14 protein-coding genes are annotated in these 12,729 nt (G+C 60.5%); 3 read left to right on the top strand and 11 right to left on the bottom strand.

Features of this window, described 5'->3' with window-relative positions:
* Positions 1-139: 139 nt before the first annotated feature.
* Positions 140-772, top strand: coding sequence for a glutathione S-transferase family protein (locus tag BLQ55_RS18905; protein WP_092255838.1), 633 nt, complete (start codon positions 140-142; stop codon positions 770-772).
* 5 nt (positions 773-777) lie between these two features.
* Here BLQ55_RS18905 and BLQ55_RS18900 read toward each other — a convergent pair whose 3' ends face one another.
* On the bottom strand, positions 778-1,260 hold the full coding sequence (locus tag BLQ55_RS18900; RefSeq protein ID WP_060741250.1) for a GNAT family N-acetyltransferase: 483 nt from the start codon (positions 1,258-1,260) through the stop codon (positions 778-780).
* A 189-nt stretch (positions 1,261-1,449) separates the two neighbouring features.
* Between BLQ55_RS18900 and BLQ55_RS18895 the strand changes: the two genes are divergently transcribed.
* Together BLQ55_RS18895 and BLQ55_RS18890 are read left to right on the top strand one after the other, a co-directional pair.
* The gene (locus tag BLQ55_RS18895) at positions 1,450-1,794 is read left to right on the top strand and encodes a hypothetical protein (protein WP_092255835.1); all 345 of its coding nucleotides are present in this window, start codon (positions 1,450-1,452) and stop codon (positions 1,792-1,794) included.
* Between the two features lie 37 nt (positions 1,795-1,831).
* Positions 1,832-2,212, top strand: a complete 381-nt coding sequence (locus tag BLQ55_RS18890) for a Rho termination factor N-terminal domain-containing protein (RefSeq protein ID WP_092201943.1) — start codon at positions 1,832-1,834, stop codon at positions 2,210-2,212.
* Between the two features lie 275 nt (positions 2,213-2,487).
* On the opposite strand, the gene araH is transcribed toward BLQ55_RS18890, so the two are convergent.
* From araH to BLQ55_RS18840, 10 genes are all read right to left on the bottom strand, one after another.
* Positions 2,488-3,456, bottom strand: a complete 969-nt coding sequence (araH, locus tag BLQ55_RS18885) for an L-arabinose ABC transporter permease AraH (protein ID WP_092201941.1) — start codon at positions 3,454-3,456, stop codon at positions 2,488-2,490.
* A 10-nt stretch (positions 3,457-3,466) separates the two neighbouring features.
* Entirely contained in the window at positions 3,467-5,011 is a 1,545-nt protein-coding gene (araG, locus tag BLQ55_RS18880) for an L-arabinose ABC transporter ATP-binding protein AraG (RefSeq protein ID WP_092201938.1), read from the bottom strand.
* A 75-nt stretch (positions 5,012-5,086) separates the two neighbouring features.
* Positions 5,087-6,091: a substrate-binding domain-containing protein gene (locus BLQ55_RS18875; protein WP_092201936.1), complete on the bottom strand. Its 1,005-nt coding sequence runs from the start codon at positions 6,089-6,091 to the stop codon at positions 5,087-5,089.
* Between the two features lie 174 nt (positions 6,092-6,265).
* A complete protein-coding gene (locus tag BLQ55_RS18870; protein ID WP_092201934.1) occupies positions 6,266-7,084 on the bottom strand; it encodes an SDR family oxidoreductase in 819 nt (272 codons plus the stop codon).
* 236 nt (positions 7,085-7,320) lie between these two features.
* Positions 7,321-8,196: an SMP-30/gluconolactonase/LRE family protein gene (locus BLQ55_RS18865; RefSeq protein WP_092255832.1), complete on the bottom strand. Its 876-nt coding sequence runs from the start codon at positions 8,194-8,196 to the stop codon at positions 7,321-7,323.
* A complete protein-coding gene (locus BLQ55_RS18860; protein WP_060741242.1) occupies positions 8,193-8,939 on the bottom strand; it encodes a FadR/GntR family transcriptional regulator in 747 nt (248 codons plus the stop codon). The genes BLQ55_RS18865 and BLQ55_RS18860 overlap by 4 nt, the downstream gene beginning before the upstream one ends.
* Positions 8,940-9,231: 292 nt before the next feature.
* A complete protein-coding gene (locus BLQ55_RS18855) occupies positions 9,232-9,792 on the bottom strand; it encodes a DUF1285 domain-containing protein (RefSeq protein ID WP_092201930.1) in 561 nt (186 codons plus the stop codon).
* A 15-nt stretch (positions 9,793-9,807) separates the two neighbouring features.
* The gene (locus tag BLQ55_RS18850) at positions 9,808-10,413 is read right to left on the bottom strand and encodes a DUF4823 domain-containing protein (protein ID WP_092201928.1); all 606 of its coding nucleotides are present in this window, start codon (positions 10,411-10,413) and stop codon (positions 9,808-9,810) included.
* Positions 10,414-10,600: 187 nt separating this feature from the next.
* Positions 10,601-11,569, bottom strand: a complete 969-nt coding sequence (locus BLQ55_RS18845; RefSeq protein WP_060741239.1) for a GTP 3',8-cyclase MoaA — start codon at positions 11,567-11,569, stop codon at positions 10,601-10,603.
* A 156-nt stretch (positions 11,570-11,725) separates the two neighbouring features.
* The gene (locus BLQ55_RS18840; protein ID WP_060741238.1) at positions 11,726-12,364 is read right to left on the bottom strand and encodes a TetR/AcrR family transcriptional regulator; all 639 of its coding nucleotides are present in this window, start codon (positions 12,362-12,364) and stop codon (positions 11,726-11,728) included.
* Between the last annotated feature and the right edge of the window lie 365 nt (positions 12,365-12,729).

Genomic DNA, 12,729 nt, shown 5'->3' with positions numbered 1-12,729 from the left:
TGGGGCCGGCAGAATCTCAATATATAAATATCACTCCCATATATTGGGACATAAATACATCACCTACAAAGCTAATCGCCATCCGTCCAAGACCCTGCTACGTTTTCTGACCGGACACCAGACAACTAGGGAAAAAGTGATGGGACAACTGCTGAAAATCCTCGGCCGCACGTCTTCGATCAATGTCAGAAAAGTGCTGTGGACCTGCCAGGAACTGGACATCGCCTACGAGCGCGAAGATTGGGGCATCGGCTTTGCCTCGACCCAGGACCCAGCGTTCCTGGCCTTGAATCCCAATGCCCAGGTGCCGGTGATCATTGATGAGAACGGCGTGTTCTGGGAATCCAATACCATTTGCCGGTACCTGGTGGGCAAGCATGGGCCCAGCGATCTGCTACCTGTCGAGCCTGCCGCCCGGGCGCGAATCGAACAGTGGATGGACTGGCAAGCCACGGAGCTCAATCCGTCCTGGGGCTACGCCTTCCACGCCCTGGTTCGCAAGAACCCGGACTTCCAGGACCCGCAGCGCATCGCCGCCGGCATCAAGGGCTGGAACGAGAAGATGGGGTTGCTGGAGCAGCAGTTGAACCGCACCGGCGCCTACGTGGCCGGTACGGCGTTTTCCCTCGCGGACGTGCTCATCGGCCTGTCCGTACACCGTTGGCGCCAAGCGCCCATGGAGCGTCCCGACTATCCGGCCGTGGCGGCCTACTGCAAACGCCTCGAGCAACGACCGGGGTTTGCCGAATACGCGTCTGCCGCACACTCATGAAGTGCTCAGTGGCCGTTAGCGAAATCCCGTAGCACCTTGCCGTCCATTCGGTAGCGCACCCACTCTTCCTGGGGTTGCGCGCCGAGGGATTTGTAGAACTCGATGGCCGGCGTGTTCCAGTCCAGCACGCTCCATTCGAAGCGACCGCAATCGTTGTCGCAGGCGATCTTCGCCAGGTGGCGCAACAGCGTCTTGCCCGCCCCGCCACCACGCTGCTCAGGCGTGATGTACAGGTCTTCGAGGTACAAGCAGTTGCTGCCCAGCCAAGTGGAATAACTGAAGAAAAACACCGCGAAACCAATCGGCACGCCATCACGCAGGCAGATCAGCCCGTGGGCGGTCGCGCCCTCGCTGAACAGGCTGCGCTCGATGTCGGCCACACTGGCGATGACTTCGTGGCGGGCCTTTTCGTAATCGGCCAACTCGGTGATGAAGGCAAGGATTTGAGGCGCATCGCTGGGTTGCGCAGGACGGATCTCGATCGACATGAACAGGCCTTGTAGCCAATTGAAAGCGCCATACTAAGCCGCTGCGCGGCGCTCGTCACATACCGATCCAACTATTTGATCGTCGATGCGAGCTTCCTTCACACGTGCCATTCGTCGCGCCCCAGGCACCAACCCCAAGCCACCACGGCCCAAGATCAGGTAAGCAATCTGAAAAATGGAGGCGACACCATGATCACTTCAAGGCTGACTGCATTCACACTCGCCACGCTGTTGTCTTCGGTGGCTTTCGCGGCTTCCACTTCCGGCACCGGCCCCACCGACCCGGTACAGGCGCCCAATTCTCCAGCCACGCAAGGCCTGCCCAAGTTGAACACCGACGGCACCAGCGGCGGTCTGAACAATGGCCAGCCACCTGCCACCGGCACGGATCCCCGCGTGCAGGGTAATGACATGGGGCGCCAGGGCGGCATGAATACACCTGACTCCACCGCCCCTGACAACGCCGAGACCGGCGTGGGTTCGAAAACCACGACCGGTGGCTCGGGCTCCGAAGGTGGCGCTGCCAGCCAGTAAGCAGCCTCTGCCCGGACACTTGAGGAGGAAAACCCCCATGCCTCGTGGAAGCAAAGACAAATACACCGCCGAGCAAAAACGCAAGGCCGAACACATTGAAAAGAGTTACGAGAAAAAAGGCGTGTCGGAGAACGAAGCCGAGGCACGGGCCTGGGCGACGGTGAACAAGCAGTCCGGTGGCGGCGAACGCTCTGGCGGCTCGGGAAAGACCAAACCAACTGCGCAAAAGAAAACCGACCGCAAGGAATCGGCCCGCCGCGCCGCCAAGACCCGCGAAGGTCACCCGCGCAGCAGCAAAGCCTCCCATGGGACCCAGACGGTGGACAGCCTGATGAAGGAGGCCCGGGCGAAAAACATTCCCGGACGGTCGAAGATGCGCAAGCAGGAGTTGGTCGAAGCGTTGCGCAAAGCGGGGTGATCGTTGGCGTTAGTGAGGACGCCTTCGTGGGCAAGCTCGCTCCCACATAGGATCGGCGCTGTGTCGCGATGTTGTGCCGGACACAAAAACCTGTGGGAGCGAGCTTGCTCGCGATGGCGGTAGATCAGCTTGCATCAATACCGAATGTACCACCGCCTTCGTGGGCAAGCCCGCTCCCACATAGGATCGGCGCTGTGTCGCGATGTTGTGCCGGACACAAAAACCTGTGGGAGCGAGCTTGCTCGCGATAGCGGTAGATCAGTCACAAATGATCTTCAGCGTTGCTTCAAACGGTCGATCACCACCGCCAGCAACAGGATCGAGCCGCGGATGACGTATTGGTAGAAGGTGTCGATGTTCTTCAGGTTCATCGCGTTCTCGATGATCGCCAGAATCAGCACGCCCGCAATGACATGGCGAATCATGCCGATGCCACCGCTCAACGACACCCCACCCAGCACGCAGGCCGAGATCACGGTCAATTCGAAGCCCTGGCCGATCATCGGCTGGCCCGAGGTCATGCGCGACGCCAGGATGACCCCGGCCAAGGCGCCGATCAAACCATGCACGGCGAAGATGATGATCTTGGTGCGATCGACGTTCACCCCCGCCAACAACGCCGCTTCCTGGTTGCCACCGATGGCCATGGTGTTGCGCCCGTAGGTGGTGTAGTTCAGCAGCCAGCCGAAAAACAGGAAGCAGACGATGGTGATCAGGATCGGCACCGGCACGCCGAACAACTGGCCGTTGCCGAACACGAAGAACGATTCCTGCGAGACACCCACCGCCTTGCCGTTGGCAAAGATATAGGCCAGGCCACGGACGATCTGCATGGTCGCCAGGGTGGTGATCAAGGCGTTGACCCGCAGCTTGGCGATGACGATGCCGTTGATCAGGCCGACGATCAGCCCCATCACCAGCGCCGCGCTGACGCCGAGGAACACGCTGTTGGTGTCGCGCATCACCACCGCCGCGACCACGCCGGCACAGGCAATCACCGAGCCGACCGACAAGTCGAAGTGCCCGGACGCCAGGCAATACAACATGGTGCACGCGGCGATGCCAGTGGTGGAAATCGCCAGGCCCAGGCCACGCATGTTCAACGGCGACAGGAAGTTGTCGATCATCAAGGTGCAGAGCACGAAGATACCGATGGCCGCCAGCAGCATGACCCAGTCATCCAGGAAACGGCGTAGGTCCAGGGGTTTGCGTGCCGTTGGCAGTGCATTGTTTTGAATGGTCATGATTTACCTCTCAGTTCGCCGCGTCGGCAACGCGTTGGCGCGGCAGCGCCAGTTGCAGCAGGTTGGATTCGTTGGCCTGGTCACGCGACAGCTCGCCGCGCATGGCCCCTTCGCAAAGCACCAGGATTCGGTCGGAAATGCCCATCACTTCCATCAGGTCGCTGGACACCACAATCACCGCGATGCCGTCGGCCGCCAGGTTGTGGATAATCTGATAGATCTCCGCCTTGGCGCCGATATCGATGCCACGGGTCGGTTCGTCCAGCAGCAGGACTTTCATCGGCATCGACAGCCAGCGACCGAGAATCGCCTTCTGCTGATTGCCGCCGGACAGGTACATGATTTTCTGGCTGGCCGCCGGGGTCTTCACTTTCAGCGATTTGATCTGCTTGTCGGCATTGCCCCGCTCCCAGTCGCCGCGCAGCAGGCAGCCGAGCGCGGAATGAGCCGGACGGGCACTGATGTTGATGTTCTCGCCCACGCTGCCCAGCGGGATGATGCCTTCCTTCTTGCGATCTTCCGGACACAGCAGCACGCCAGCGGCGATGGCATCCCGTGGCGAACGCAGTTTCAATTCCTTGCCGTGCAGCACGAGGCTTCCCTCGCTCTGGCGCTCCAGGCCACTGAGCAAGCGAAACAGCTCGGTACGACCGGCACCGACCAGCCCGAACAATCCAAGGATTTCACCCTTGTGCACCTGGAAACTCACAGGTTCGCGCAAGCCCGGCCCCAGCAGGCCCTTGACCTGCAGCGCCACATCGCCGCGCTCCCGAGGGCGGTAATCATAAATGTCCTGGATATCGCGACCGACCATGCACGTGACCAACTGATCGTGGGTCAGCTCGCTCATGTTTTCGAAGGTCCGGACATAACGACCGTCCTTGAATACCGTCACCGCGTTACAGATACGGAACACTTCTTCCATGCGGTGGCTGACGTACAGCACCACTTTGCCCTCGTCGCGCAAGCGAGCGATGATCGCCATCAAACGGTCGATTTCCCGGGCCGACAGGCTACTGGTGGGTTCGTCGAAGGCAATGACGTGGGCGCCACGGGACAAGGCCTTGGCGATTTCCACCAATTGGCGCTGGCCGAGGGACAGGCGGCCGACTTTTTCCTGCGGGTCGATTTCGTCAGCCAGGCCTTTGAGCAGCGTCAGCGCCTGCTGGCGCAGCACGCCACGGTTGACCAGGCCGAAACGCGCCGGCAAATGGCCGAGAAACAGGTTTTCGGCGACGGTCATTTCCGGCACCAAGTGCAGCTCCTGGTGAATCACCGCCACCCCGCTGGCGATGCTGTCGGCAGTGCCTTTGAAGGCCATCGTCTGTTCGCCGATCTGCAGGTCACCGCTGCTCGGGATGTAGGCGCCACCGAGGATCTTCAGCAACGTGGACTTGCCCGCGCCATTCTCGCCCATCAAGGCATGCACCTGCCCCGGATGCGCGACGAAACTGATATTGGCCAGCGCCTGCACGCCGGGAAAGGATTTGCCGATCCCGTTGAACCGCAAGCTACCGCCGATGTTGTGTTGCAGTGTCGCTGTTTGCGCTTGCATAACCACCTCGAACTTACAGAGATCAAGCGACCCCGCCACTCATGTGGCCAGGGCCGCTTTTGAATCAACCGACCGTCAGTTCCACAGGCCGATCTTTTCCAGCTCCTGCTTGAAGTTCTCCCGGGTGATCAGCGTCACCTCGTCCATGGCGGTGTACTTCGGCGGTTCCTTGCCGGTGGTGATCCACTCGTACATCATCTCGGCGGTCTTGTAGCCTTCGATGTGCGGGCTTGGCAGCATCGAACCGAAGAAGCCGCTGTCGGGTTTCTTCAATTCACCGATGGCGTCGGTGCCGTTGATGCCGATGCCGATCACATTGGCCGCCTTGAACCCGGCCGCTTCGGTGGCGCGCACGCCGCCCAGCACGGTGTTGTCGTTCATGCCGCCGATGATCAGGTTTTTCGCGGCGCTTGGCAGCTTCACCAACGCCGAGTTGGTGGAGTCCATGCTACCGGGCACGTCGAGGGTCTTGAGCGCCGAATAAAGGATGTGGTCAGCCGGCATCCCGGCCTTCTTCAGGGCATCGACCGAACCGTCGGTGCGCTTCTTGCCGGTGTCCAGCTCGTTGAAGGTGTTGATTACCGCGTAGGTATCTTTCCACTCCCAGTTGCGCTTTTTCGCTTCGGCGGCCATGGCGGCGCCCTGCTTCTGGCCCACCTCGAACGCGGCCATGCCCAGGTACGGCACGTCCTCCATGAATTTGCCGCTGGCGTCGACGAACCGGTCGTCCACGGCAATCACCTTGAGATCGTTGAGCTTGGCCTTGGCCATGATGGCCGGGCCGAGGGACACGTCCGGCGGGCAGATCACAAAGCCTTTGGCACCGTTGGCGGCCAGGCTGTCGATGGCCGAGAGGGTCTTCTCGCCGTCAGGCACGGCGATCTTGATCAACTCGAAGCCTTTGTCCTTGCTCGCCTTCTCGGCGAACGCCCATTCGGTCTGGAACCAAGGCTCCTCGGCCTGCTTGACCAGGAAACCGATTTTTACGGGATCGGCCGCCAGCAAGCTGCTGCTGAGGCTGACCGCGGTGACCGCCAGGGCGGCGCGACACAGGGAACGGATCCCACGACGATGATTCATAGTTGACTCCTTGTTTTTTTTATTGAAAGCCAAACGTCCAGGGTCTGCTCCACCGACGGTGGAAGTGCGCAGGCTGGGCGGTTACATCAAGTTGCTACACAGCATAGGCCTAAATAGTCATATCGTATGATGATTGGATTACAGGCGAAGTTTCCCGCTGCGATCCAGGAATATTCAGTCGTGGTACATGACCGAACGTCCTCCATCGATGGTGATGCATGAGGCATTGATAAACGGTGCTTCGTCACTGGCCAGGAACACGGCCGTCATTGCCACTTCTATCGGTTGCCCGACGCGCCGTGGCGGGTGCAGATCCAGCGCACGCTGGCGTTCGGCATGGGGATCGGCAAAGCCGTTCCAGTAGTCGACGTTCAGTTGGGTTTCGATGTAACCCGGGGCGATGGCGTTGACGCGTACCCCTTTGGGCGCGTATTCGATGCCCAGGGCGCGGGTCAGGCCGAGCAGGCCGTGCTTGGCCACCGGGTAAGGGAAACAGCCGGGAATGATGTGGGACGAATGGACGGAGGCAATGTTGATGATGCTGCCCACGCCCTGCTCGATCATCTGTGGCAACACCGCCTTGCAACCGTACCAGGCGCCATCCAGGTCGATGGCGAAGCAGCGGCGCCAGTCTTCTTCGGTCATTTCCAGCGGGTCACGGAAGACATTCACGCCCGCGCAGTTGACCAACACATCGATGCGGCCGTGCAGCTCGACGGCACGCCGAGCCATGGCCTGCAAGTCCTGCTGCTTCGACACATCGGCTTGCAGTGCGTGCACATCGGCCCCGCGTTCACGCCAATGGGCGGCCACCGCCTCGACTTTCTGCCCCTGGATATCACTGATCACCAGCCGGGCCTGTTGCGAAGCGAATGCCGCGACGATGGCTTCGCCGATGCCTTGGGCGGCGCCGGTCAACAGCACCACCTTGTCCTTCAGGCGTTCGCCCTTGGGTGGCTCCGGCACGGGTGGCAAGACCAAGGGCTCAGCCATGGCTCAGGGCTCCTGTGCCCAGGCACGACAAAAACCGGGCATCCACGGATGACCGGCGCGAAGGCGCTTGAAAGAACAGTGGCCGGCGTACGCCGCCGGGGCGTACGGGGAAAGATCGTTGCATCACTTCACCTGTCTTGTTTTTTTAGTGTGAGTGCGTATTGCCGATGGAGCCGACTATAAACCCGGCTGCCAAATAATCTCAATATATATATTTACATCCCATATTTTGGGATTTAGCCGCCAAACCTTGTACAGGCCACGCCAGGCACGTCGACACGCATCGATAGCACGGCACCGTCCAGCGGATGACCCAATGGGCTCGCCGCGCTGGTGATGTACAACGTCTTGAGGTCTTCATCGCCGAATACACAACTGGTCGGGCGGCTGACGGGCAACTCGATCACCCGATCAACCTGCCCGTCCGGGGTCAGCCGCAACAGGCAACTGCCGTCCCAGCGGGCGTTCCAGATATACCCTCGGGCATCCATCGCCGAGCCATCCGGGCCGCCACGGGGGTGCGGGCCGAACCAGACCTCGGCAGGCGCCAGGTTGCCTTCCGGGTAAATAAAGTGCCGATACAACGTGCCATCCAGGCTGTCGCCGAAATACACCGTGGTGCCATCGGGGCTCCAGAGCAAGGTGTTCGGGATGCCCAGCCCGCGCAACAGGGGCAAGACCCGGCCATCACCCCCGATGCGAAACAGGCCGCCGGAGCGGTGCTCGATCGGCAAGTCCTCGCCTCCGGCACCGATGTTGTTCTGCATCGTACCGAGCCAGAGTTGACCCAGGGGGTCGCAACGGGCTTCGTTGGCACGATTGCCTGGCTGGGGGTCGGCCATGCACAGCAATGTCAGGCGCGGCTCCAGGCCCGGCGAATCAAGATTGAGGCGGTAGACGCCACTGCTCAGGGTCACCAGCGCGTCGCCACTTTGGGTCGGTATGAAGGCGGAGACATGCTCGGGCATCTGCCAGATCTCCACATTGGCGCCGATCAGCCGCAGGGCCTGCTTGCCGGCGATATCGACCCAATACAACGCTTGGGTCGGCGCATCCCAGAACGGCCCTTCGCCCAATTTCGCCCGGTGTTCCGTCACAGCCGTCCACTTCATTGAAACCTCCCGTTCCCGACTTGCCCGGCGGCATCTGTTCGACCCGCCATGACATTGGGGTAAAAGCGTTTGATCGCCAGGTCAGCGTTATCGATCAGGGTCATGCAGGCCCAGACGCCCCGCGCCGCGTCACGGGCGGCGATGGCGTCGGCGATGTCCTTGTGGATGGGCAAGGTGCGGCGCAGCTCATCCGGGTCGGCCGCCGACACCTCGAATGACACAGCCAGCAGCGCCCCCAGGGCCGGGACCATTTGTTCGATGAATTGATTATGGCTGGCGGCCAGAATGCACTCGTGGAAAAACTGGTCTGCGCGGTTGTAATCGGCGCCGCTGTCCACCGCCCGTTCCAGCGCATGGTAGGCCAGGCGGATCGCCTGCACCTGATCGGCGGTGGCCCGCTCGCAGGCCCAGCGCACCGCCATCGGCTCGATGGTACGGCGCAGGTCCAGCAAATCATCGACGAAGTTTTCCGGCAGGCCGCTGCGGGACAGCCAGCCCACCACTTGGGGGTCGAACAGGTTCCAGCGGCGCACCGGCAACACCCGCGTGCCGACTTTCGGCCCGACTTCCAGCATCCCCTTGGCCACCAGGGTCTTGATCGCCTCGCGGATCACCGTGCGACTGACGCCCAGTTGCTCGCCCAAGTCCGCTTCTACCTTGATGGTTTGCCCAGGCTTGACCTGGCCGGCGGCTATCCAGCCCCCCAGCCAATCGACGGTCGATGCATGAAAACTGCTGGACATGAAAACCCCGCGGGCCACTCTTATTGGAGGCTCACGCTAATCATCATACGATTGGGTGTCAATTTTAATTTGACTTGGCCGCTGTGAGAGCGGGCTTGCTCACGAAAGCAGTGGGTCAGTCAAGAAGATGCTGGATGTGCCGACGCCTTCGCGAGCAAGCTCGCTCCCACAGGGACTGGTGGCGTACACAAATATTGCAGGCACCCCAAATTCACTGTGGGAGCGAGCTTGCTCGCGATAGCGGACGTCCAGTCAACATAGATATTGGATCAACCCTCGCTCCCACAAGGGCTCAGGGTTCCAGGCCTATCGGGAAGAACACGCCGCCGCTCCACACGCCCAACCAGCGCTGCCCGTCGATCTCGCGACTGACCGCCAGCTCCACCAGTTGGTAGAACACATTGCGATGGACCAGCGCTTCGAGATTGCTGCGCACATGCACGTAGGGCGCCGGTTCCTGGGTCTGGGGATCGATCACCACCCGCAACGGATGCTCGGCGCCAGCCTCAGTGGTTTCCTCGACATTGGTGGTGAAGCGCAACAACTGCCCTTCCCCCTGCCCTTCAACTTCGAGGGTCACGGCCACGAACGGCGCGTCATCGACCTTGATGCCGACTTTTTCCACAGGGGTAATCAGGAAGTAATCATCGCCGTCGCGGCGGATGATGGTGGAGAACAGCTTGACCATCGGTTTTCGTCCGATGGGCGTGCCCAAGTAGTACCAGGTACCGTCCCGGGCGATGCGCATGTCGATGTCGCCGCAGAAATCCGGGTTCCACAAGTGGACCGGCGGCAGGCCTCTGGTCTTGGGGATCTGCCCCAGCAAGTCATTGGCTTTTTGCGGTCCGCTCATGGTGACTCCTTGTGATTATTCGTCGCTCATCCCCAGCAGGCTGCGGGCATATTCACGCAACGGCGTGGCGATGAGGTCCTGGGGCTGTTTGTCGTGCAACGTCAGTAAACCGCCACGACTCTTGATCCGTGCAGTATCGATCAAATACTGGGTACTGGTCTCGATCAACATGATTTGAATCACGCTGGTATCGACACCGAGACGATCCACGGCTTCTTCATCCAGCCATTCGTCGGAGTTGCCGATGCGGTTATCGGCCTTGGCGAAGCGGGTGTACAACAGGTAATGGGCACCCGCGGCACGGGCTTCGCCCATGGCTTGGTCGAGCCCTTCGGGAACACGGGCGCGACGGACCATGGGGAAATATTCGATGAAGCCATTGAAGGCTTCTTCGGCCACTACGTTGGGACGCGGATAGGCACTGCCCGGCGGAGCGAAGGCGCCCTGGGCGATGTAGATGAACGAGTCGGGCTGAATACGCAGGTTGTTAATACGACGGCTGTCGCTATGGTCCAGCAGGCCGGCGTCGCTCATGTGATAACGAACGCCCTCTCCCATGTCGCTGACATTCATGCAACCGCCAAGCACCAAAACGGCCAGCAGCAAAACCAGGCTACGCATCCTACCCTCCAGAAACCGGTGTCGGAAAACCGGCGAATGGTCGTGGGATGCAGCTTTTGCGCCAGCTCATCGAGATGGGGGTCAGATGTACCCAGGGGAATGGGAAATTGCTATCGCGGGCAAGCCTTGCTCCCACAGGATAAGCGTCGTACTTGTGGGAGCAAGGCTTGCCCGCGATAGCAATAGATCAGCCGCCGATGATTTTCATGATGGTTGCGCCACCGGAGAATGCCACCTCCTGCTTGTCCCCCAGTGCCTTGACCAACAAGCGCTGAAGCGCCGGCAAGGCCTGATGGCGTGGCTTGTCCAACAGGTCGCCGACGAAGTGACGGTTACTCGACGACAGGCAGCCATGCAACCACCCCGTAGAAGACAGCCGCAGGCGCGAGCAGGTCCGGCAGAAAGGCACGCTTTCATTGGCGATCACGCCGAAATGCCCCAGCCCCGGGATTTCATAGCGCACCGCCGTGGCATCCACCGGCGCGTCGGCTTGCAGGTATTCGTACTGGTCGCCGATCAGGCTGAGCAGTTGCTGGAGGCTGACGAACTGCTGCAGGAAGGCGTTGGAGTCGCTGGCCAGGTGGCCCATGCGCATCAACTCGATAAAACGCAACTCGTAACCACGTTCCAGACAGTATTCGAGCAACGGCATCACCTGGTCCAGGTTCTGTCCGCGCAACGGCACCATGTTGACCTTGATCTTCAACCCGGCGGCCCGAGCCTGTTCCATGCCGTCGAGCACGGTCGCCAGGTCGCCGCCACGGGCGATGCTGCGAAACGCAACGGGGTCCAGGGTGTCGAGGGAAACGTTGATGCGACGAATACCAGCGTCCACCAGCAAGGGCAGTTTTTTCGCTAGCAACTGGCCATTGGTGGTCAGGCTGATGTCTTCCAGGCCCATCTGCCCCACAGCCGTCATGAAACGCTCGAGCTTGGGGCTGACCAGCGGCTCGCCACCCGTGATGCGCAGCCGCTCGATACCGGCGGCCTCGATCAAATAGGCCACGCCGCGCGCCATGGCGTCAGCCGACAATTCATCCTGCGCAGCCACCAACCGCTTGCCATCAGGCACGCAATAGGTACAGGCGTAATTGCAGGCTGAGGTCAGGCTGATCCGCAAATTACGGAAACGCCTGCCTTGACGGTCAACGATCATGGATCACTCCGGCACAAGAAAAATCGGACTCGCGATAATTGACCTGAAGATCAAGATTTCGCAAGACCCAAGCCTGAGTATATTACTGGGGCACTGCGCCATGTAAGCGGACATGGCGCAATAAGGCAGCTGAATGTCTTGTTGCCTTGCGGCCAGTCAGTTGCTCGGGACGTCGGTGTCGCGTTTGCGCTTGTTGCCCATGCGCACGCCGATGTCCATCAGGAACTGGAAGAAACCTTCCTGGTCTTCCAGCACGTTGCTCCAGAACGGCGAGTGGTACAGCGCCACCGCGCCATGCACCAACGCCCAGGCAGCGCAATAGTGGAAATAAGGCGGCACGTCCTCGAGCTTGCCCTCGCTGATCCGGCCCTTGATCAGCAGGGTCAGGCGTTCGAAGTTCGAGGCGCGGATCTTGTGCAGTTCCTCGACCATCTCCGGCACCTGGTTGCCCTTGACCACCTTCTCTTCCAGACGGTCGAACAAGCGGTAGCGCTGCGGGTCGCGCATGCGGAACTCGAAGTAGGCCCGGGACAGGGCCTCCTTGTCCTTGTCCACATCGGCCGAATGCAACAGCTCGTTCAAATCGCGCTCGTAGTCGAGCATCAGGCGCAGGTAGATCTCCGCCTTGGATTTGAAATGTTTATAAATCGTGCCTTTGCCGATACCCACGGCATCCGCAATCATCTCGACGGTGACACTGTCTTCACCCTGGTCGAGGAACAACTTGAGCGCGGTGTCGAGAATTTCCTGCTCGCGGCGGCGAAACTCACGGACCTTACGGGGTTCTTTGTGCATAAGAAAAAGGTCTGAAGGGTCAAAATTCGAAGCCGGGTATTATGCCTAACTTACGCAAAAATGCACGGATCATCCGCTCCCGGCCACTGTTCTTCACAAAACCGTACACACCCGGCTCGCCGTTTCCCGGGTCAATGCGCCGCCCTGGCGAGCTTTGCCGACAGTGAGAACTTATCCGAAGCGAGCGTATTCCAAATTTGTTTAAAAACCGCCCCGGCCCGACTGGACGCGTTGGCATACTGATCAATACTTGAACTGTCGGCGCGACATCTCCCCCAAGTGACGCGCTGATAAAGGTACCAACGGACCGCGTGCCTTTGTTTTACTCCTAATGGTCTTAACCCGGATTCACCCCCCAGAACCCG

Source organism: Pseudomonas sp. NFACC13-1, assembly GCF_900104425.1.
In the GTDB taxonomy this organism is placed as follows: domain Bacteria; phylum Pseudomonadota; class Gammaproteobacteria; order Pseudomonadales; family Pseudomonadaceae; genus Aquipseudomonas; species Aquipseudomonas fluorescens_AA.
This window is presented reverse-complemented; position numbering and strand designations above follow the sequence as displayed.

Coding starts and splice junctions, on each gene's coding strand:
- BLQ55_RS18895 (WP_092255835.1), top strand. CDS start 1,450: ATGATCACTTCAAGGCTGACTGCATTCACACTCGCCACGCTGTTGTCT.
- BLQ55_RS18845 (WP_060741239.1), bottom strand. CDS start 11,569: ATGATCGTTGACCGTCAAGGCAGGCGTTTCCGTAATTTGCGGATCAGC.
- araG (WP_092201938.1), bottom strand. CDS start 5,011: ATGCAAGCGCAAACAGCGACACTGCAACACAACATCGGCGGTAGCTTG.
- BLQ55_RS18860 (WP_060741242.1), bottom strand. CDS start 8,939: ATGTCCAGCAGTTTTCATGCATCGACCGTCGATTGGCTGGGGGGCTGG.
- BLQ55_RS18840 (WP_060741238.1), bottom strand. CDS start 12,364: ATGCACAAAGAACCCCGTAAGGTCCGTGAGTTTCGCCGCCGCGAGCAG.
- BLQ55_RS18890 (WP_092201943.1), top strand. CDS start 1,832: ATGCCTCGTGGAAGCAAAGACAAATACACCGCCGAGCAAAAACGCAAG.
- BLQ55_RS18870 (WP_092201934.1), bottom strand. CDS start 7,084: ATGGCTGAGCCCTTGGTCTTGCCACCCGTGCCGGAGCCACCCAAGGGC.
- BLQ55_RS18850 (WP_092201928.1), bottom strand. CDS start 10,413: ATGCGTAGCCTGGTTTTGCTGCTGGCCGTTTTGGTGCTTGGCGGTTGC.
- BLQ55_RS18865 (WP_092255832.1), bottom strand. CDS start 8,196: ATGAAGTGGACGGCTGTGACGGAACACCGGGCGAAATTGGGCGAAGGG.
- araH (WP_092201941.1), bottom strand. CDS start 3,456: ATGACCATTCAAAACAATGCACTGCCAACGGCACGCAAACCCCTGGAC.
- BLQ55_RS18855 (WP_092201930.1), bottom strand. CDS start 9,792: ATGAGCGGACCGCAAAAAGCCAATGACTTGCTGGGGCAGATCCCCAAG.
- BLQ55_RS18905 (WP_092255838.1), top strand. CDS start 140: ATGGGACAACTGCTGAAAATCCTCGGCCGCACGTCTTCGATCAATGTC.
- BLQ55_RS18900 (WP_060741250.1), bottom strand. CDS start 1,260: ATGTCGATCGAGATCCGTCCTGCGCAACCCAGCGATGCGCCTCAAATC.
- BLQ55_RS18875 (WP_092201936.1), bottom strand. CDS start 6,091: ATGAATCATCGTCGTGGGATCCGTTCCCTGTGTCGCGCCGCCCTGGCG.